Annotated in this window: 16 protein-coding genes and 1 riboswitch; of the genes, 10 read left to right on the top strand and 6 right to left on the bottom strand. The window is 62.5% G+C overall.

Translation table 11 applies throughout. The features are described 5' to 3' along the window. Window positions 1-189: 189 nt before the first annotated feature. The 3 genes from ACNA0J_RS28710 to ACNA0J_RS28700 form a co-directional block, all read right to left on the bottom strand. Window positions 190-1,080 carry a cytochrome c oxidase assembly protein gene (locus ACNA0J_RS28710; protein ID WP_415822401.1) on the bottom strand — a complete coding sequence of 297 codons (891 nt, stop codon included), beginning with the start codon at window positions 1,078-1,080 and terminating at the stop codon, window positions 190-192. A 224-nt stretch (window positions 1,081-1,304) separates the two neighbouring features. Then, window positions 1,305-1,661, bottom strand: coding sequence for a hypothetical protein (locus ACNA0J_RS28705; protein WP_415822400.1), 357 nt, complete (start codon window positions 1,659-1,661; stop codon window positions 1,305-1,307). Between the two features lie 402 nt (window positions 1,662-2,063). Then, window positions 2,064-3,053 (bottom strand): sodium:calcium antiporter, encoded by a 990-nt coding sequence (locus tag ACNA0J_RS28700; RefSeq protein ID WP_415822399.1) that lies wholly within the window; start codon window positions 3,051-3,053, stop codon window positions 2,064-2,066. Between the two features lie 42 nt (window positions 3,054-3,095). Further along, window positions 3,096-3,265, bottom strand: a riboswitch (yybP-ykoY riboswitch). A 262-nt stretch (window positions 3,266-3,527) separates the two neighbouring features. Between ACNA0J_RS28700 and ACNA0J_RS28695 the strand changes: the two genes are divergently transcribed. Next, window positions 3,528-4,868 (top strand): aminopeptidase P N-terminal domain-containing protein, encoded by a 1,341-nt coding sequence (locus ACNA0J_RS28695; protein ID WP_415822398.1) that lies wholly within the window; start codon window positions 3,528-3,530, stop codon window positions 4,866-4,868. 9 nt (window positions 4,869-4,877) lie between these two features. On the opposite strand, the gene ACNA0J_RS28690 is transcribed toward ACNA0J_RS28695, so the two are convergent. Next, window positions 4,878-5,330: a TM2 domain-containing protein gene (locus ACNA0J_RS28690; RefSeq protein ID WP_415822396.1), complete on the bottom strand. Its 453-nt coding sequence runs from the start codon at window positions 5,328-5,330 to the stop codon at window positions 4,878-4,880. Between the two features lie 35 nt (window positions 5,331-5,365). Here ACNA0J_RS28690 and ACNA0J_RS28685 point away from each other — a divergent pair, with 35 nt between their 5' ends. The 6 genes from ACNA0J_RS28685 (at window position 5,366) to ruvA (ending at window position 10,908) form a co-directional block, all read left to right on the top strand. Next, complete coding sequence (locus ACNA0J_RS28685) at window positions 5,366-6,529, top strand: UbiH/UbiF/VisC/COQ6 family ubiquinone biosynthesis hydroxylase (RefSeq protein ID WP_415822395.1); 1,164 nt, start codon at window positions 5,366-5,368, stop codon at window positions 6,527-6,529. Window positions 6,530-6,640: 111 nt separating this feature from the next. Beyond that, complete coding sequence (dusB, locus tag ACNA0J_RS28680; protein WP_415822393.1) at window positions 6,641-7,666, top strand: tRNA dihydrouridine synthase DusB; 1,026 nt, start codon at window positions 6,641-6,643, stop codon at window positions 7,664-7,666. A 35-nt stretch (window positions 7,667-7,701) separates the two neighbouring features. Further along, window positions 7,702-7,941, top strand: coding sequence for a helix-turn-helix domain-containing protein (locus ACNA0J_RS28675; RefSeq protein WP_094819995.1), 240 nt, complete (start codon window positions 7,702-7,704; stop codon window positions 7,939-7,941). A gap of 54 nt (window positions 7,942-7,995) precedes the next feature. Continuing rightward, on the top strand, window positions 7,996-9,585 hold the full coding sequence (gene purH / locus ACNA0J_RS28670) for a bifunctional phosphoribosylaminoimidazolecarboxamide formyltransferase/IMP cyclohydrolase (protein WP_415822392.1): 1,590 nt from the start codon (window positions 7,996-7,998) through the stop codon (window positions 9,583-9,585). Then, a complete protein-coding gene (gene ruvC, locus ACNA0J_RS28665) occupies window positions 9,585-10,142 on the top strand; it encodes a crossover junction endodeoxyribonuclease RuvC (RefSeq protein WP_415822391.1) in 558 nt (185 codons plus the stop codon). The genes purH and ruvC overlap by 1 nt, the downstream gene beginning before the upstream one ends. Window positions 10,143-10,335: 193 nt before the next feature. Then, the gene (gene ruvA, locus ACNA0J_RS28660) at window positions 10,336-10,908 is read left to right on the top strand and encodes a Holliday junction branch migration protein RuvA (RefSeq protein WP_415805709.1); all 573 of its coding nucleotides are present in this window, start codon (window positions 10,336-10,338) and stop codon (window positions 10,906-10,908) included. A 49-nt stretch (window positions 10,909-10,957) separates the two neighbouring features. Here the strand turns inward: ruvA and ACNA0J_RS28655 are convergent, their stop codons facing one another. Continuing rightward, a complete protein-coding gene (locus tag ACNA0J_RS28655) occupies window positions 10,958-11,923 on the bottom strand; it encodes a threo-3-hydroxy-L-aspartate ammonia-lyase (RefSeq protein ID WP_415822390.1) in 966 nt (321 codons plus the stop codon). A 271-nt stretch (window positions 11,924-12,194) separates the two neighbouring features. Between ACNA0J_RS28655 and ruvB the strand changes: the two genes are divergently transcribed. Next, on the top strand, window positions 12,195-13,256 hold the full coding sequence (ruvB, locus tag ACNA0J_RS28650; RefSeq protein ID WP_415822388.1) for a Holliday junction branch migration DNA helicase RuvB: 1,062 nt from the start codon (window positions 12,195-12,197) through the stop codon (window positions 13,254-13,256). 50 nt (window positions 13,257-13,306) lie between these two features. On the opposite strand, the gene recQ is transcribed toward ruvB, so the two are convergent. Further along, complete coding sequence (gene recQ, locus ACNA0J_RS28645; RefSeq protein ID WP_415822387.1) at window positions 13,307-15,121, bottom strand: DNA helicase RecQ; 1,815 nt, start codon at window positions 15,119-15,121, stop codon at window positions 13,307-13,309. A 1,969-nt stretch (window positions 15,122-17,090) separates the two neighbouring features. Between recQ and ACNA0J_RS28640 the strand changes: the two genes are divergently transcribed. Beyond that, the gene (locus ACNA0J_RS28640) at window positions 17,091-17,792 is read left to right on the top strand and encodes a response regulator (RefSeq protein WP_094819988.1); all 702 of its coding nucleotides are present in this window, start codon (window positions 17,091-17,093) and stop codon (window positions 17,790-17,792) included. A gap of 15 nt (window positions 17,793-17,807) precedes the next feature. After that, window positions 17,808-19,322 (top strand): sensor histidine kinase RisK, encoded by a 1,515-nt coding sequence (gene risK / locus ACNA0J_RS28635; protein WP_415822385.1) that lies wholly within the window; start codon window positions 17,808-17,810, stop codon window positions 19,320-19,322. The last annotated feature ends 115 nt before the right edge of the window (window positions 19,323-19,437 follow it).

Below are 19,437 nucleotides of genomic sequence, written 5' to 3'. Positions count from 1 at the left end.
GCCGAGGTCCCCTTCGGGGACTGCCCGCTGCTCAACGGGCCGGCATGGCTTTCAGGCACCCGGCAGGAACTCGCAGTGACGGCATGCTGCGGATGCTGGTTGCGCTAGCGGAAGTGGCCGTCCGAGTTTGTTTTTTGGGGGGGGCGCCACAGGATGTGGCGCGGGTGGGGAATGGTGTCCCAACATGAGTCAGGGGGTAATGACTGACTTGTCTGGTTTGGCTTGGGCGAGTTGGCGTTGCCGGGCGCGGTCGCGGGCCTGGCGGTCTTCGGGGCGCAGGCGGCCTTTGCCGGAGAGGCGCATCAGGGTGCCTAATGCAACCATCAGGCCGAAGACCTCGATCAGGGCAGCAGGTATCCACATGGTCAGGCCACCGATGGTTTGGTCGGTTTGGGCAGACATGGCGATGGCCCGGCCGCAGAGTTCGAACAAGGGGTAGATGTCGGACTCGGTGAAGGCAATGACGGCGCCAGCGACCATTTGGGGGGCCATGGTCAGGACGGGGGATATCACGCGGCCGCCGGGACTCATGGCAGCGGGGGGACTGGGGCGGCGGTCGAGGATCAGGTTCCAATACATGAATCCGCTGATGACGACGGACCAATTCATCAGACGGTATAAACGCCAATCCAACATGGAATAGAACTGGACGGACGGGATCAGCCAGATCAAGACAAGAAAAACGAAGAGCGCGGGAACGAAGTATTTGTTGGTCAATACGACGACCATGAGACGGCCGCCTGCTGTGCGCAGAAAATCGCGCAAGCGTATTCGCCAAGCCAGGGGCAAGCCCGCACGCATAACGGACCCGGGGAAGGCAGCCATCACCAGCAGCGGCCCCAGGTGATGCAGGACCAGATGCTGTATGCGGTGGATGAAGAACATGCGCTCGGCGTAGTAGTCGACCCGCGTATGCAGGGACAGGTATAGCAATACGATGCCGGCCCAGAATAGAAACTGGCGGGCTTTGGTGACACGGTGTACGCGCTGGCCACGCAGGAACAACACGATGGCAACCACGAATGCGGCGACCAAGGTGGGGGAAAATTCCCATGGGACGAGCCAGCCTAGACTATCCATGCCAAGATCCGTTAAGCCCGACGATGCAGACAAGGCGCCAACCCGCAGCACCCGACGATGTGCTCATTGTAAGGGACCGTTCTGCGCCTTTATGGGTCTACGCGAATACGACCGCTTCGCGTGGACAAGGCAACCTGGAGTTTGCATGCCGTTAATCGGCAGCAGATGAGGGGCAAAAAACGTGCTGGGGTGAGGCAGCGCCATCGCGGCGCCGCCCCGGGCGATCACGCCGTCGCGACGGCGGCGGCGTTGGTGGTGTTGGCCGATGCGCCAAAATGCACATGGCGCACGGCAGGGTTGGCCTGCAGGCGGCGAGCCTGCGACATGAGCTCGGAGCGAAGCTCAGGGGGACAATTGACGGTGATGCACGCCGATGCGTAATCGGCGTCGCGGCTGGAGTCGATTTGGAATTGTGCAACGTCGAGCCCGGCTGCACCAAAGTCCAGGCAGACTTGTTTGCGTACCGCCCCCAAGGCATCGCGCGGACAAACGATGGTCAATCGCGACGTACCGTGACGGCGATTGAGTGAGCTGGCGCGGTCCACACCGGCGCGGCGCATGAACAGATCAAATAAACGCATAGCAGCCTCCCGATAAAGCTCGGAGCGTTCAGACGAATACGCACGTGCCTATCCCGCGGCATACGTTAGGCGCGCAAATGGGGCGCGGCTACGCAGGCTGCGAAAAGACAGCGGCGGTTCTGGCGGTTTGGTGGGGACGTGACAACCAAGGACTGGTTGTCATATACCGCACCCTGCACTGGCAGGATGCGGCAGAAGGAGATTCTGCGGAGATCCTGTCAGGCAGCGACGTCGATGCAAGATCGACTACTGTCGCCGGAATCGGTATTCACAGAACAACTCCAAATGATGTAAACGTATTGATTTTACGCGAACTTCGGCTCGAGAACAAGGGTTTTCCCGAAATTGTGTCAAGGATCGTGTCGAGGGGATGCCGGTCATATTTTCGGGTTTCTGACGGATTCAAGCCAAAAAGTGCCAGACCAGGTACAGCGCAAACACCCCATACAGCCCTCCCACGGCTGCCAAGCCAGTAACGCTCATGCTGGCGCGGCGAAAACGTATCCACAGTATGGAGATGGACACCAAGGTCAGGAAACCTGCCATCAATAATGGACCGTCCAGCAACCACGGTGTCATGGCGATACCCAAGGCGCTGGGAATGGTGGCCTGGATCATCATGGCACCCGAAATGTTAGCCAAGGCCAGGCGCTCTTTGCCCTGGCGCACCCAGATGAGGGCATTCATGATCTCGGGCAACTCAGTCGCCACAGGTGCCAGCAACAAGGCGGCCAGATGCGGCGAGGCGCCAAACGCGATGCCCAACAATTCAATCTGATTCACGAACACATGGGATGCGCCGGCGATCACGACTAGTGCCAGGACGGTTTGCGTACAAGCCCAGGTCATGGAGGGGTTCTCGTCGCTGGGCCGCAGTTTCAACGGCTCGAGGTCATCGCAGTCCAGGCAGGCCTCGTCGTTGGACAACTCGCGTTTGACGTAAAGCGCATACACCCCCACAAACACCAGGGCCAACCAAGGCTTCCAGACAAACGCCAGCAGACCCAAACCGACTTTGAAGACAAACACGGCCATGAACCAGGCCTGGTCGCGTGCCAACCTGGGCTGATCCGCGTTAATACAGGTTGCACGCCGTGCGCGCCACAATGTCAGGCCGACGACGGCATACGCCAGGGTGGCCAACACCAGCGGCCCACCCATGGCGGCCCCCACTCCTATGTCTTTCTGCTCTGGAGAGGAACCGAAAACCACGGCCATAAAGGTGACGGCGCTTTCGGGCAAAGCGGTGCCAAACGCGGCGAGCACGGTGCCTGTGGCGGTCGCTCCCAGGTTCAGTCTATGTCCCACCCACTCGATACCGTTGACGAAATACTCGCAGGCAAAGTAGATGACCAGCGCGGACAGGAAAAACAGAAACAGTGTGAGAAACATGATGCACAGCCGGACGAGCAGATACCAATGGCGCGACAGTGCGGCTCGCCCGGCAAGGTGAACGCACTGCGGCCAAAGGTCTCGCCGGGCTGACCGGCCGCGTGCGAAGTCGCGGCTCGGGAACCGTCAGCGCCATGGGGTCAAGACCACCAAGTCTGTTGACGCTGACTCCTTTGGGGATCAAAGGATGGCTACTCCCCAATGACAGTGGGCGGGATTGTAGCAGCCGCTCCAGCGGCGTACGTTGCGCAGGGATGGCAGCAACCAGGATATTTTCTGGCGCCGGGCCACCGTAGCCGCTGCGCTGGTCGCGCCCTGCCTCCACACGTACTGACGGTGACGCGCAGCTGCCTTTGGGTCTGCGCAGAACAGGCGAAAATCAGACGCTGATTGAGACATTTCTGTCCCGCCTGCACGCGATGGGCGCGGTAAAGTGAGTGTGTTTTCATTATTGATGGCCTCGCCGACTTTGCCATGAGCCTGCCCTGCCCTGATATCGCTCCATTCGTTGAACGCCGTCGACGCTTGTTGGCCCATATGCGGGCGGCAGGCGGCGGGATCGCAGTGCTCTCGACTGCCCCACACGCCCAGCGCAATCACGACGCTGAATATCCGTATCGACACGACAGCGATTTTTACTATCTGACGGGCTTTATAGAGCCCGAGGCATGGCTGGTGCTGGTCGCTGGCATCACGGATCGTGCCATTCTGTTTTGCCGGGCAAAACACCCAGAGCAAGAAATCTGGGAAGGCTACCGCTGCGGCCCCGATGCCGCGGTGACACGCTATGGATTCGACGAGGCCTATGCCACGGATAAACTGGACACTTTGTTGCCCGCCTTGTTAGCGGATCAACCCACGCTGTACCGCTCTTTCGCGGCGACCGGGCCGGTCGAACGCAAGCTGCGGCACTGGCTGCTCCAGGCCGAACAACAGGGGCGCGGCCGGCGCCTGGCGCCTGGCCGCATCCAGGACTTGCGGCCCATATTGGCCGATATGCGTGTGATCAAGGACGCCAGCGAAATCGCCACGATGCGCCAGGCGGCGCGCATTTCGGCGGGCGCCCATGCGCGCGCCATGCGGGCCGCCCGGCCCGGCATGCACGAGTATCAATTGGAAGCCGAGCTGTTGTACGAGTTTCGGCGTCATGGCGCCCAGTCGCCCGCCTATCCCAGCATCGTGGCCGCAGGCGCCAATGCGTGCGTGCTGCACTACGCCGCCGGCGATACCGTGCTGCGTGACGGTGACCTGGTGTTGATAGACGCGGGCTGCGAATATGACAGCTATGCGTCCGACATTACCCGCACATTTCCCGCCAATGGACGATTTACGGGCCCTCAACGCGCCCTCTATGACTTGACGGCGGCCGCACAGCAGGCCGCGGTGCAGGCGACCGCACCGGGCCGCAGTTGGAACGATGCTCACGAGGCCGCCGTGCGTGTGCTGGCCCAAGGCATGCTGGACGAGGGGCTGCTGAACGGCTCGCTGGACGGCGTGCTGGAATCGGCCGCGTATACGCGTTTTTATATGCATCGCACTGGCCATTGGCTGGGGCTGGATGTGCATGATGTGGGCGATTACCGGCAAGGCTCAATCTCGGAACAGGACCGCCCCTGGCGGTCGCTGGCGGCCGGCATGGTGCTCACGATCGAGCCGGGCATTTATGTGCGCGAGGCAGAGGACGTGCCCGAGGCATTCTGGAATATCGGTATCCGCATCGAAGATGATGCGCTGGTCACTGCAGAGGGCTGCGAGCTCATTACGCGGGGTGTGCCAGTCGACGCCAGAGAAATCGAGGCGCTGATGCGGGAATAATCCAAACGGCTACAGCACGAATCCGTCCAGCCATCCCATCGCCGTCCAGGTGTACACCACCACCATGGCGATGGCGAACATGCCCACGGTAGCGCCTACCAGTGTCCCGGCTATCGCCACTAGTACCGGACCCAGTCCCGTATGAGTTACCCGCCCCTGTCCGGGGTGATACAGGCGATCGAACTTCTCGTCCGGCATGAGGCTGAAGACCACCCCCTCGATGAAACCGTCGATCATCGGAATGAACAGCAGGAAAACCGCGGGATTGTCGTACCACACAGGAAATTGTGTCGCTGCCACCAGGCAGACCACAGCGGCCAGCGTCACCAGCCAGGCATAACGCCGCCTCAGGTACCACCAATGCGCTCCGAATACGCCAAGAAAACAGGCAAGCAGCCCCAGCACCACTTTGTTGCGAGGACGGATCATTGCTGCGGGAGCGGAGAACGGGACGGATGTCATGGTGGGATTGTAGGGGTGGACGGTAAAATTCGCCTATGACTCAGTCTGCTTACGATATCGCGATTTTGGGCGCGGGCCCGGTTGGCCATGTGCTGGCACTGTTATTAGCACGGCATACCGCACAACCGCAACGCATTGCCTTGCTGGCGGGATCGGCAGCGCCGGCTGCACAGGCACCATCCCCTGCGACGGACCCCCGTGTGCTGGCGATGAACCACGGCAGCCGGGTTTTGCTGGAATCGTTGCGGGCTTGGCCGGGCCGGGCCGCGGATATTCGCCATGTTCACGTCTCCCAGCGCGGACGGCTGGGCAGCACGGTTATTCATACTGACGATTTTCAGGTGCCTCGTCTGGGCAGCGTCGTGTCCTATGCCGAATTGCACGCCACGCTGCAGAACTGCGCCACGGCCAGCGGGGTAACGGTGCTGCATGGCCCGCCCGCCCACGTGCACCACCAAGATAACCAGGGGATCCGAATTCGCCAGGGCGACACTGAGCTCCTGTGCAGCGTCGCCGTGCTGTCTGATGGCAGTGGCGGCGCCGATGTGCGGCGCGAATATAGCCAGCATGCCATTGTCACGAGCGCCCAGGCGACGCTGCCGCGTTCGGCCTGGGCATGGGAACGCTTCACGCGCGAAGGGCCGTTGGCCTTGCTCCCCCACCCGCTCAATGCGCATGCCTATTCGGTCGTCTGGTGCAGTTCTCCCGATCGTGCCGCCGAATTGGCGAAGCATGATGACGCGGCGTTCTCTGCCGCCTTGAGTGCAGCCTTTGGAACGCGGCTCGGGCGGCTGTCCAGCGATGCACCCCGTCACGTATTTCCCTTGGCGCTCAGTGCCCGGCGCACGCTAGTCCAGGGCCGCGTCGTCGCGATAGGCAATGCGGCCCAGACTTTGCACCCCGTGGCGGGCCAGGGCCTGAATCTCGGGTTGCGCGACGCCGCGCGCCTGGCGCAGGTGCTGTCCGGCTGGCTGGGCACCCCCGCGGGCGATCCAGGTGCCAAGCTGGCGGAATTCGCCAGCTCACGCCTGGCTGACCGTTGGATTACGGCGGGACTGACCGATTTGATGCCGCGCGCCTTTGCGACAGGACTGGCGCCTATCGAGCACGCCTGCGGGGCGGGTTTGTTGGCACTGGATCTGGCTGCTCCGCTGCGAGCCCCCTTGGCGCGGCACTTATTGCAGGGTCTGCGTTCCTGAACACATATCGTTAGCAAGCCGACCCGCTCCAAACCTCAACATTGCCGGCAAAATTGGGGAGCGACCGCATTCGCCCCAAAAGAGGGCTTCCCGGTCGGTTAAAATGTGCGCATGCGCATCGGCCCGTGGACTCTTTCCAATAATGTTCTGGTCGCCCCCATGGCGGGGGTGACGGATCGCCCTTTCCGTCAATTATGCAAACGGCTGGGTGCAGGCTACGCTGTGTCGGAAATGGCCGCGAGCAACCCGCGCCTGTGGGACAGCGTCAAGACATCCCGGCGTTTGAATCATGATGGTGAAATCGCCCCGGTAGCGGTCCAGATTGCTGGGGCCGACCCCGCGATGATGGCCGAAGCCGCCGCATTCAATGCCGAACGCGGCGCCCGCATCATCGATATCAACATGGGCTGCCCGGCCAAGAAAGTGTGTAATCTGGCCTCGGGCTCGGCCCTGCTGCGCGACGAAGACCTGGTGTCCCGCATTCTGGATGCCGTCGTGGAGGCATGTGCGCCATTGGGCGTGCCTGTCACGCTGAAAACCCGGACCGGATGGGATCGCGACCATCGCAATGCATTACGCGTGGCACGGCGCGCCCAGGAGGCCGGCATCGCCGCCCTGGCGCTACACGGCCGCACGCGGGCCGACCTCTATACCGGCGAAGCCGAATACGACACGATACGCGCCGTCAAGGCCGAACTGTCCATACCGGTCGTCGCCAATGGCGACATCGATTCCCCGGAAAAGGCGCGCTACGTGCTGGACTACACGGGCGCCGATGCCGTCATGATTGGTCGTGCAGCCCAAGGGCGCCCCTGGATTTTTCGCGAAATTGACCACTATCTGCAGACGGGCGAGACGCTCGCGCCGCCGTCTTACGCAGAAATGCGCGACTTGCTGCTCGAGCACCTGAATGATCATTACCGTTTTTACGGCGAACATACCGGTGTCCGTTCGGCGCGCAAACATATAGGCTGGTATGTAGACGGTCTGCCCGGTGCAGACCCGTTTCGCAACCGCATGAATCAGATCGACAACACGCACGACCAATGGCGGGCGGTGTCGGACTGGTTCGACGAACTCACCCGCGGCGACCCGGCACCACCGGTTTTCGCCGCGCAACCGCTGATGGCGGCGTGATCCGCCTCCCACCTCCAACTATAAAATCTGTACAAATGAGTAAGAATGATGTCCTGGAAGACTGCGTGCGCGCCAGCTTGGCGCGCTATTTCGAAGACCTGGGTGACTCCGAGCCCCACGATATGTGGGACATGGTGATGCGTTGCGTCGAACGTCCGGTGCTCGAAGTCGCGCTGGAACGTTCTGGCGGCAACCAATCCCGCGCCTCTGAAATACTGGGCATCACCCGTAATACCCTGCGCAAAAAACTCCAGGCGCACAATATCCAGCCGTAGGCCTTTCGCGCGCGCTGCGCCTCTGAACGCTTTTTCTATCCCCCCAACCCAACCATGAAAATCGAAACTGCCCTGCTCTCGGTGTCCGACAAGACCGGCATCGTCGAATTCGCCCGTGCCCTGGCTGCGCGCGGCGTACGTCTGCTATCCACCGGGGGCACGGCCCGCCTGCTGGCCGATTCCGGCTTGACCGTCACGGAAGTCGCGACGCACACCGGCTCGCCCGAGATCCTCGACGGCCGGGTCAAGACGCTGCATCCCAAGATCCATGGCGGCCTGCTGGCTCGCCGCGACAGCGCGGAGCACCTGGATACCATCGCCCAGCACGGAATCGATCGCATCGACATGTTGGTCGTCAATCTGTATCCGTTCCGTGAAACTATTGCCAAGCCGGATTGCAGTTTTGCCGATGCGGTGGAAAACATCGATATCGGTGGCCCGGCCATGCTGCGTGCGGCCGCCAAGAACCACGGCACCGAAGCCGGGGGCGTCACTGTCGTGATCGACCCGACCGACTACTCGCGCGTGCTGCACGAAATCGACCAGACGGGCAGTACCTCGTACGCCTTGCGCCTGGAGCTGGCCGCCAAGACCTACGCGCATACCGCGTCCTACGATGGCGCGATTGCCGCCTATTTGACCAGCCTGGCCGAGCCCGCACCCGCCCAGGAGGCCGTTCCGGCTCGACTGGATTGGCCGCGTACGCTGACCCTGCAGGTGCAACAGGCCCAAGCCCTGCGCTATGGCGAGAACCCTCACCAAAAGGCCGCGTTCTATGTCGATTCGACGCGCGCAGCCGGCCTGCTGGGCAACTATCGCCAGTTGCAGGGCAAAGAACTGTCGTACAACAACATCGCCGATGCCGACGCGGCGTGGGAATGTGTGCGCAGCTTTGACGCGCCGGCCTGCGTCATCGTCAAGCACGCCAATCCGTGTGGCGTCGCGGTCGCGCAAGACCCGTTGCATGCCTATCAACAGGCCTTCAAGACGGACCCCACCTCGGCGTTTGGCGGCATCATCGCCTTTAACCGTCCGGTCGATGCCGCGACGGCCGAAGCCGTCAGCAGCCAGTTTCTAGAAGTCCTGCTGGCCCCTGCCTATGACGGCGCTGCGCTGGCCGTCCTGGCCGCCAAGAAAAACGTCCGCGTTCTCGAAATCCCCGCTGGCACAGGCCAGAACGATTTCGATATCAAGCGCGTGGGCGGCGGCTGGCTGGTTCAAACGCCCGACGCCTATCAAGTGCCGAGCGACGCGCTCAAGGTCGTGACCAAGCGTCAGCCCACCGAACAGGAAATGAACGACCTGGCGTTTGCCTGGAAAGTCGCCAAGTACGTCAAGTCCAACGCCATTGTGTTCGTCGGCGGCGGCATGACCCTGGGCGTGGGCGCGGGCCAGATGAGCCGTATTGATTCGGCTCGTATTGCCTCGATCAAGGCAGAAAACGCCGGCCTGACGCTGCAGGGTTCGGCCGTGGCGTCCGATGCGTTCTTCCCGTTCCGCGATGGGCTGGATGTGGTGGTCGCAGCAGGCGCAACGTGCGTGATTCAGCCGGGCGGCAGCGTCCGTGACGACGAAGTGATCGCCGCTGCCGACGAGCATGGCATTGCCATGGTCCTGACCGGCACGCGCCACTTCCGCCACTGATGCGTGTTCTCGGCATCGACCCAGGATTGCGCCGCACCGGCTTCGGTGTGATCGATGCCGAGGGTATGCGGCTGCGCTATGTCGCCAGCGGCACCATCGTGGTGCCGCCGGCGTTATCACTGCCTGAGCGCCTGAAGGTCATTCTGGACAATCTGCGCCAGGTGGCGCGCGACACCCAGCCGGATGTCGCCGCACTGGAAATTGTGTTTCTGAATACCAACCCTGCCTCGACACTATTGCTGGGGCAGGCGCGTGGCGCTGCGCTCTGCGCGCTAGCAGACAGCGAGCTGGCCGTGCACGAATACACCGCGCTGCAAATCAAAAAGGCCGTGGTGGGCACCGGGCGAGCGGCAAAAGAGCAGGTGCAGATGATGGTGCAACGCCTGCTGTCGCTGGATGGCACACCGGCGCCCGATTCGGCGGATGCCTTGGCTTGCGCCATTTGTCACGCTCACGTCGGCCCGCTGCAGACACGGCTGGGTAACTTGGCGAATGCTGACATGCTGGGCCGCGGCAGTGGCCGAGCCCGGGTACGCGGTGGCCGGCTGGTACGCTGACTGTCAATCGCAGCGTGACAATCGCTGACCGCCAATCGCGGCCTGACAATCCGTCGAATCTGACATGGTGAGCTGCGGCAACTATTCTGTCCGCGTGCACGATGGCCGCCCGGTACGCCATCCCGCGTAGAATGCCGACCATACACGGCGTATCATCCACGCCCTCTCTCACCTGTTTGCTGGCATTGTCACCATGATCGGACGCATCACCGGAACCCTGATCGAAAAACTCCCGCCCACGCTATGCGTGGACGTCAACGGCGTGGGCTATGACATCGAAGTCCCGATGAGCACGCTCTATGGGCTGCCTGAGCTCGGCGCCCGAGTCACGCTCTACACCCATCTGACGGTACGCGAGGATGCGCATATTTTGTATGGCTTTGCCTCGGCCAACGAACGCAGCGCGTTTCGCGAGTTGATCAAGGTCAGCGGCATCGGTGCTCGTACCGCCCTGGCCGTGTTGTCAGGGTTGTCGGTGAGCGATCTGGCACAGGCCATCACATTGCAGGAACCGGGCAGGCTGACGCGCGTGCCGGGAATCGGCAAGAAAACCGCAGAACGCCTGCTATTGGAAATGCGCGGCAAGCTGGGCGCGGACATCGGTGCGACAGCGCACGCCTTGCCTGATACGCAAACGGATATCTTGAATGCGCTGTTGGCGCTGGGATATTCGGATAAAGAATCTCAGACTGCACTCAAGACGTTGCCGGAGGGCACGAGCGTGTCGGACGGGATACGCCTGGCGCTCAAGGCGTTGGTGCGCTGAACTGACGGCCAGCATCCGAAAGCATAGAGCTGGCACGCATCAACGCCTATCACCCCGCCAACAGGCGTCCATACTGCGCCAGATCGACGTTGCCGCCGCTGATGATGACACCGACGCGCTTGCCTGGCACCGCGACGACCTGCTGCAATACCGCAGCAGTCGACAAACACCCTGTCGGCTCGACCACCATTTTCATGCGCTCGGCAAAGAACTTCATCGTGTCGACCAACTGATCGTCGGTGACAGTAACGATGTCTTTGACGCCCTGTTGAATGATAGGAAAGGTCAACTGCCCCAGATGCGTGGTCACGGCGCCATCGGCCAAGGACTTCGGTGCGGGGATACGCACGATTTCCCCCTTGCGCAGCGACTGCTGGCCATCGTTGCCCGCCTCGGGTTCGACGCCATAGACCTCGCAGTCCGGGCTGAGGGCTTTGGCCGACAGGATCGAGCCCGCCAGCAAGCCGCCTCCACCCAGACAAACGAACAACGCGTCCAGCGGCCCGACGTCATCGAACAATTCTTTGGCGGCCGTGCCCTGCCCGGCAATCACATCACGATGATCGTACGGGGGAATCAGCGTTGCACCGGTTTCCTGCTGAATACGGCGCGCGACGGCCTCGCGATCATCCTGGTAGCGGTCATATGTGACGACCTGCCCGCCATAGCCCTCGGTAGCTGCACGCTTGGCTGCAGGGGCATCGTGAGGCATGATGATGGTGGCCTGCACACCGAGTTCTCGCGAAGCCAGCGCGATGGCCTGTGCGTGATTACCTGATGAAAATGTCACCACCCCGGCAGCACGTTGCTCGGGCGTCAGCTGTGCAATCGCGTTGTAACCACCCCGAAACTTGAATGCCCCCATGCGCTGGAAATTTTCGCACTTGAAAAACACCTGGGCACCCGTGCGCGCATTGGCTGTGGATGAAACCAGCACAGGTGTGCGATGTGCTGCGCCGGCCAGGATTTCGCTGGCGCGGACAACGTCTTCGTAAGTAGGCAATGCAGCGGACATGGGATTCCTGGGATAGCAAAGTGAGGGAATGCCGAAATGATATCTTTTGTTCGCCGCATCGTCAGCGCCGTCGTGCGCGGCAGTCGCCGATATCGTCGCCGGCAGCCGTCGAACCCCGCCGCCGTGCCTGCCTCGGTTCCCTAGTATCACCATCTGTCCGCAAGCGTTGTCATCGCCCACCGTCGCCGCTCACGTGGTGTACGATGCTCACGTGCCGGCGCCTTTTATTTTTGCCTTGTCTTTTGCACGACCGCCAGCCCTACTCTGAACTATGGCCATCCAGTCTGACTCGCTTTCTTCTTTGCCCGACGCTCCTCGATTGGTCGCGCCGCAACCGGTGTCGCCCAACGAGGAATCCATCGAACGCGCCCTGCGGCCCAAGGCATTGCAGGAATACGTGGGGCAGCAACGGGCGCGAGAGCAGCTCGAGATCTTCATCGCAGCGGCCCGCAAGCGGGGCGAGGCGCTGGATCACGTCCTGCTGTTCGGACCGCCTGGATTGGGCAAGACGACCTTGGCCCACATCATTGCCCACGAAATGGGCGTGCAACTGCGCCAGACCTCCGGGCCGGTGCTCGAGCGCCCTGGCGATTTGGCGGCACTGCTGACGAACCTGGAAAAAAACGACGTCCTGTTCATCGACGAAATCCATCGCCTGTCGCCAGTGGTCGAGGAAATTCTGTACCCGGCGCTGGAAGACTTTCAGATCGACATTCTAATCGGCGAAGGCCCCGCAGCCCGCAGCGTCAAGCTGGACCTGCAACCGTTTACGCTGGTAGGCGCCACCACACGTGCAGGCATGTTGACCAACCCCCTGCGCGATCGCTTTGGTATTGTGTCGCGCCTGGAGTTTTATAACGCACAGGATCTGGCGCACATCGTGACGCGTAGCGCGGGCTTGCTCAATGCCGAGATCACACCCGACGGCGCCGCCGAAGTCGCGCGTCGCGCCCGCGGCACCCCTCGCATTGCCAACCGCCTGCTGCGCCGAGTCCGCGATTACGCCGAGGTCAAATCCCACGGCGTGATTGATACCGATTCAGCTAGCCGTGCGCTGGCCATGCTGGAGGTCGACCCGCAGGGTCTGGATCTGATGGACCGCAAGCTGCTGGAGGCCATCATCCACAAATTCGACGGCGGCCCAGTGGGGGTGGATAGCCTGGCAGCAGCCATAGGCGAAGAACGCGACACCATCGAAGACGTCATCGAGCCCTATCTGATTCAACACGGCTATCTGCAACGCACGCCGCGTGGCCGCACTGCCACGCTGACAACGTGGCGGCATCTGGGGTTGGCGCCCCCCTCGGACAACGCGGACCTGTTCAGCAAATAACGCGGGAAATCCATTTCCCTCGCGATAGCGCCGTAGGCTCTGCCCCGGCGCTACTCCACCAGTCGCAGAATATCGTCGCCATAGGCTTCGAGCTTGCGTGCTCCGACCCCGCTGATGTGCCCCAGATCCTCCATGGACGCCGGCTTGGCCAGGGCAATCTCACGCAATGTCGCGTCATGGAAAATCACATATGCAGGCACACCGTGGTTTTTCGCGACCTCTCCACGCCAGTTACGCAACGCATTGAACAGCGGCATGGCATCGGGCGGCAGATCAATGACCGGCGCACGTGTGCGCGTACTTGATTTCGAGCTGCGAGGTTTCTTTTCGGACTCGCGCCGCAGCATCAGTTGGCGCTCGCCCTTGAGGACGGCGCGGCTGCCTTCGGTCAAAGCCAAGGTGCCAAACCCCTCGTTATCCACGGTCAGCAGCCCCTGCGCCAGTAATTGCCGCAAAACGCCGCGCCACGCGTTATCCGACAGGTCGGCCCCCACGCCAAATACACTCAGGGCCTCGTGCCCATGCTGTCGTGTCCGGTCGGTGCTCTTGCCGCGCAGGATGTCGATGATATGCCCGGCCCCATAGCGCTGCCCGCGCTCTTTCCAGAGGCGATAGACGGCCGACAAGACCTTTTGTGCGGCCACGGTGCCGTCCCAGGCCTGAGGCGGCTCCAGACAGACATCGCAATTGCCGCAAGCCGTAATCGTCTGCCCGAAATAGGCTAAAAGCCGCACGCGCCGGCATTCCACGGTCTCGCACAAACCCAACATGGCGTCGAGCTGCTGTCCGAGGCGGCGGCGATAAGCCTCATCGCCCTGGGATTCGTCGATCATCCGGCGTTGTTGCACCACGTCCTGCAGACCGTAGGCCAACCACGCACTGGCGGGCAGGCCATCGCGGCCCGCGCGGCCGGTTTCCTGGTAATAGCCTTCGACGGATTTGGGCAGGTCAATATGGGCAACGAAGCGGACGTCGGGCTTGTCGATCCCCATGCCAAAGGCGATAGTCGCGACCATGACGATACCGTCTTCGCGCAGAAAACGTGACTGGTTTGCGGCCCGCACCGCCGTGTTCAACCCCGCGTGATAGGGCAACGCACTGATGCCGTTCTGACACAGGAAATCAGCGGTCTCTTCGACGCGTGCACGCGACAGGCAATACACCACGCCGGAATCGCCCTCGTGCTCGGAGCGGATCAGATCCAGCAACTGGCGGCGCACCTCATTTTTTTCGACGATGCGATAGCGGATATTGGGCCGGTCGAAGCTCGCGACAAAATGCTCGGCTTGGTCCAGCGCCAGGCGCTGCGCAATCTCGACGCGCGTGGTGGCAGTCGCGGTCGCCGTCAAGGCGATGCGCGGCACCTCTGGCCAACGCTCGTGCAACATCGACAGCCCGAGATATTCCGGCCGGAAATCGTGTCCCCATTGCGATACGCAGTGAGCCTCGTCGATGGCGAACAGCGCAATACGGCCGCGCTCGAGCAGCTGCAAACAACGGTCCGTCAGCAATCGCTCGGGCGCGACATACAACAGATCAAGCTCGCCATTGATGAACGCCTGCTCGACCTCGCGCGCTACTCGCCAGTCTTGTGTGGAATTCAGAAACGCGGCCCGTACGCCCAGTTCGGTCAGGGCGTCGACCTGATCCTGCATCAAGGCGATCAGCGGAGACACCACGACACCGGTCCCCTGGCGCACCAGCGCCGGGACCTGATAGCACAGCGACTTGCCGCCGCCAGTAGGCATCAACACGAGGGCATCGCCCCCTGCGATCACGTGATCGACAATGGCCTGCTGGTCGCCGCGGAAGGATTCGTAACCGAAAACGCGCTGCAGGACGTCCTGGGCGCGGGGGTCAGACATGGGAAGTAGCGAAAAACGTCATGGCGGCGATTTTAAGCCTCATTGCACCGGCTGGGGTGCCAACCGCACAAATTGATCACTACCAAGGAATCCATCGGCCACGCATGAAGGCATCGACCGGCATGGTAATGCCAGCGCGCATCTCGTAATCGCCCGTCACCACGTCGCGATCAGCCCCGACCGCCAGCCGGACGCTGGGAGCGACCAACATGCTGTGTTCCAACCCGAAGCGCTGCTCAACTGCCACGCCGCTTTCCCGGGTACCGGTGTAACTCCCCGTCAACGTCCCCCACCCTCGCAAAGGCACGCCCGCCGCCAGGGTATTGCGCATGGTGGGTGCCCCCACCGCACCGCTGCGGTAATCCGACAAATCGCCAAACCCCACACCGATCTGTTCATTCGTCACGGCCAGGCTGACCGACTCGGCCAAATTGACGTTGTAACCAAAGCGATATCGCCACGCATTGACGTGATCGAAATTGCTTTGTGTGGCGCCCATCTGAAACGTACCGAGGCCACCGGCGGCATAAGTCGTGCCCAGCCCATGAGTAGACATGTCGGGAGCGCTCTGCATCTGGCTTTCCAGCGTCAGCTTGGGCGTCAGGCCGTATCGCAATGAACCGCTGCCAGCGGTCTCGCCATAATCAATCGCCCCCGCCGGGACCGTAGTATCGGTGTAGTTCAGCCTCCCCACCGCAGAGGAGTAGGCAAAGGTCCCCTCCGACACGGTCTGCGCCCCGCCGTTCCAACTGGAGGACACTTGCAGGCCACCTATGGGAACCGCGCTGCCCCAGATCGGGGCATTTGCCGTCAAATTGCCCATCGAGACAGTCGGTCCGACAGTATCGCGGTAGGTCCATTGTCCACCGCTATAGGAAAACCCTTGTTGTGACCCCACCGCCGAAAACCAGGGGCGCGTGGAGGGATGACCGGTCGTCACCACCACCACAGGATCTTGCAGCGCAGGATCCACCGTTTCCAGGCCGAAGGAATATTCCTGCTGAGGCACGGGGACAATATCAGGAAACAGATTGGCGCACTCGATGGGCAAGGCAGCGGCCTGATCTGCAGGCGTCTGGCTCAGCGCCGATGGGTCGCCGGGACTGTCCGGCGTCGGCGCGTTCACAGGATCAGCGTCCGCAGCGTCAGCGGCGGTTTCCGGCGCAGTAGGGGATGGGTTCTCGTGCAATGACGCATCTTTCAACCCCTCAGCCGGCTGCATCTGGCAAGGAGAGGGATCGAGAGGCAGCTCCTGAAACGGCACATTGGCGACCGGCGCGACGGGCAGGGATTGAGTGGGCGACAAAACCCGAATCCCCTCGCGCGCCGCTCGCTGGATCACGTCATAACTGCCCGACGATGAATCATCGAACTGCGCGACGAGCGATGACGCAGCGGCCTGGCTCGCGGGCGATGTTGCCGGGGCCAGCCCGATCGGCGCGGCCCCTGACTGCAACGACGTTCCTGCGACGGCCGGTACGCCCGCCATCGCCAGCACGCCTGCCACGGCAATACGGCTTCCCCAGCCCCGCTGCGCCACCATCCCTGATGCCGGCCATGCCTCGCCCCCCCGCCTGCGCCTGCGCACATGCGAGGCCCAAATACGAGACCACGCCAACACCTGCAAATGAAACATCACAAAAAATGCCCCCACGCTGCGCCTGCGGCTTGCTGCCCCCCAAGGGGGCGTTTTTGCCTTGGGNCGGCCCGGCGGCAAAAATGCCCCCACGCTGCGCCTTCGGCTTGCTGCCCCCCAAGGGGGCGTTTTTGCCTTGGGTCGGCCCGGCGGCAAAAAATGCCCCCACGCTGCGCCTTCGCCACGCTGCCCGATCCCATCGAGACATACAAAGATCAACCTACATTTTATTGAAATACCATGCCGCTTTCGTGACCCTCTCGACAGTCACGGTATATTTCAATCCGTTTCCTCCCTCTTGCTCCCGGCCCGTTCCACGGCCACTATGGCGACATGGATACACCACATACCAAGCTGCTGGTCGTCGACGACGACCCGGCCTTGCGGCAATTGCTCGCTGATTACCTGAATCGCCACGGATACGACACCCTGTTGGCGCCGGATGCCAGCGACCTGACCGCGCGCATTGCGCGCTACGCGCCCGACCTGCTGGTGCTGGACCGCATGCTGCCGGGTGGCGACGGCGCGGATGCCTGTCGCCGTCTGCGGGAACAAGGCGAAGACATTCCGGTCATCTTGCTGACCGCTCGCGACGAAGCCGTAGACCGCATCATCGGCCTGGAGGCCGGCGCCGACGATTATTTGGGCAAGCCCTTTGACCCGCGGGAACTGCTGGCCCGCATTGAAGCCGTATTACGACGCAAGCGCGGCCCTTCTGCGTTGACGAAAGACGCTGCAGTGACGTTTGGTCCTTTTACGTTCGACCCCACCATGCGCCAGTTGCTGCGCGACGGCGAGGCCGTGAAACTGACCGGCGGAGAAATCAACCTGCTGGAAGCCCTCGTTCGCAACGCAGGCAAACCCTTGTCGCGCGAGCGTCTGCTGGCGCTGGCGCGTGACGACGACGGCGGCGAACGCAACGATCGCGCTATCGACATTGCCATCCTGCGGTTACGGCGCGCCATCGAAGACGACCCCAAACAACCTCGCTGGATCCAGACCGTCTGGGGCATCGGTTATCGGTTTTCGCCTTAAGCGGCCCGCCTGCGCATGCGCCGCCTGACCCGATTCCTATTGCCGCGTTCGCTGCGTACGCGCCTGATCCTGCTCGTGCTCGGCGCGGTGCTGCTGGCCCAGGCGGCTACCCTGGCCACGGTGTCCTACTATCGCCAGAAATTTCTCGAAGACGTCGCCATCGGCTATATCGCCACGACCATTCGCACATTACGCGCGTCTCTGTCTCAGATTCCGGCCGAAGACCGTGCCGAATTCGTACGCAATGCCTCGCAGAACCAATGGCGGCTCTGGTCGCGCACATTGCCTGCCGAGGCCCAACTGCAGCGCCCACATCGCCGTTCTGCGCCATCGTCGCCACCGCCTCGTGCCAACAACGGCGACAACGACCTTCGTACACCAGGCGCCGCAGCAAACCCGGGCCGTCCTGCCATGCCTGGCGATGGCGGCAACCAGAGCCGTGACACAGAACGCCCGCGTCCCCCGCCCCCTGAGGACGACCTGAGACGCGACCTGCGTGGTCCCATTCGCGAACTCAACGACCGGCTCAACGATGGGACCCGCGTCGCGCTGTCACACGGCCCCGAGCCCGAGATTTACATATCCCTGGCCCGTAACGCCGACACCGAAGACGCCCCCCGGCTGCGCGAATGGCTGGTCATCCCGCTGGAGCGCCTGGACCCCTCTGTCTCGACTCCCACGATCGCCGTGTGGTTAGGCGGATTGGGCCTGGTCCTGCTGTTGGCAGCGGGATTCTCTTGGCACATTACCCGCCCACTGACCCGCCTGGCCGAAGCCGCCGATCATTTGGCGGCAGGACAACCCCAGCGCGTAGAGCCATCTGGCCCACGCGAAACCCGCGCACTCGGCGAACGTTTCAACGCCATGCTGGACGCCTTGGCCGAATCCGATTCGGTGAGGCGCACCCTGCTCTCTGGCTTGCCGCACGACCTGAAAGGCCCCTTATCGCGCATGTGGCTGCGCATCGAGATGGCCGATGACCCAGCCCTCAAAGAAGGCCTGCGCAAAGACCTGCAGGACATGCAGCACATGGTGGACCAATTCATCGGCTTTGTCCGCGGCACAGACCCCGCAGCCTATCGCTACGCCCCGCTATCCGTACCCGAATGGCTGGCCGATCGCGTTGGCGGCTGGACCAGCACCGGCACCGCCATCACGCTGGACGCCACGGAAGACGCCATGACCGTCCAAGGCGACGCCGTCGCGCTGGGGCGCCTGCTGGACAACCTCATCGGCAATGCCCTGCACCACGGCGAGCCGCCCATCGACATCACCCTGCGACGCGATGGCCAACTCGCCATCCTAGACGTCGCAGATCACGGCCCCGGCATTGCCCCAGAGCGCCGTACCGAAGCCTTACGTCCCTTTGCCCGACTGGACGATGCACGTACCCGCACTGGCAACGTCGGCCTGGGTTTGGCGCTGGCCGATGCCATTGCTCGGGCGCACGGTGGGAAGCTGACATTGTTAGAGGCCCAAAGCGGGGGGCTGTTGGTGCGTATCAGTTTGCCGTTGGCATTGACTGCCTAGGTTTTGAGGCTGCAGGTGTTTCTTGGCATGGACGGCTATGGGGCGTTTGCTGATCGTTGGTGTCTCTGGAAAGGCGTTCCTGTCGGGTGCCCAATGGCTATGCCGGCCCTATCGC

Origin of the sequence: Bordetella tumbae, from assembly GCF_965139195.1 — a bacterium.
GTDB classification, from domain to species: Bacteria; Pseudomonadota; Gammaproteobacteria; order Burkholderiales; family Burkholderiaceae_B; genus Bordetella_A; species Bordetella_A tumbae.
Note: the sequence above shows the minus strand (reverse complement) of the source record. Positions and strands in the feature narration are given on the sequence as shown.

Bases quoted from the DNA above. Each gene is read 5' to 3' on its own strand.
- ACNA0J_RS28710 (WP_415822401.1), bottom strand. From the start codon at position 1,080: ATGGATAGTCTAGGCTGGCTCGTCCCATGGGAATTTTCCCCCACCTTG.
- ACNA0J_RS28705 (WP_415822400.1), bottom strand. From the start codon at position 1,661: ATGCGTTTATTTGATCTGTTCATGCGCCGCGCCGGTGTGGACCGCGCC.
- ACNA0J_RS28700 (WP_415822399.1), bottom strand. From the start codon at position 3,053: ATGTTTCTCACACTGTTTCTGTTTTTCCTGTCCGCGCTGGTCATCTAC.
- ACNA0J_RS28695 (WP_415822398.1), top strand. From the start codon at position 3,528: ATGAGCCTGCCCTGCCCTGATATCGCTCCATTCGTTGAACGCCGTCGA.
- ACNA0J_RS28690 (WP_415822396.1), bottom strand. From the start codon at position 5,330: ATGACATCCGTCCCGTTCTCCGCTCCCGCAGCAATGATCCGTCCTCGC.
- ACNA0J_RS28685 (WP_415822395.1), top strand. From the start codon at position 5,366: ATGACTCAGTCTGCTTACGATATCGCGATTTTGGGCGCGGGCCCGGTT.
- dusB (WP_415822393.1), top strand. From the start codon at position 6,641: ATGCGCATCGGCCCGTGGACTCTTTCCAATAATGTTCTGGTCGCCCCC.
- ACNA0J_RS28675 (WP_094819995.1), top strand. From the start codon at position 7,702: ATGAGTAAGAATGATGTCCTGGAAGACTGCGTGCGCGCCAGCTTGGCG.
- purH (WP_415822392.1), top strand. From the start codon at position 7,996: ATGAAAATCGAAACTGCCCTGCTCTCGGTGTCCGACAAGACCGGCATC.
- ruvC (WP_415822391.1), top strand. From the start codon at position 9,585: ATGCGTGTTCTCGGCATCGACCCAGGATTGCGCCGCACCGGCTTCGGT.
- ruvA (WP_415805709.1), top strand. From the start codon at position 10,336: ATGATCGGACGCATCACCGGAACCCTGATCGAAAAACTCCCGCCCACG.
- ACNA0J_RS28655 (WP_415822390.1), bottom strand. From the start codon at position 11,923: ATGTCCGCTGCATTGCCTACTTACGAAGACGTTGTCCGCGCCAGCGAA.
- ruvB (WP_415822388.1), top strand. From the start codon at position 12,195: ATGGCCATCCAGTCTGACTCGCTTTCTTCTTTGCCCGACGCTCCTCGA.
- recQ (WP_415822387.1), bottom strand. From the start codon at position 15,121: ATGTCTGACCCCCGCGCCCAGGACGTCCTGCAGCGCGTTTTCGGTTAC.
- ACNA0J_RS28640 (WP_094819988.1), top strand. From the start codon at position 17,091: ATGGATACACCACATACCAAGCTGCTGGTCGTCGACGACGACCCGGCC.
- risK (WP_415822385.1), top strand. From the start codon at position 17,808: ATGCGCCGCCTGACCCGATTCCTATTGCCGCGTTCGCTGCGTACGCGC.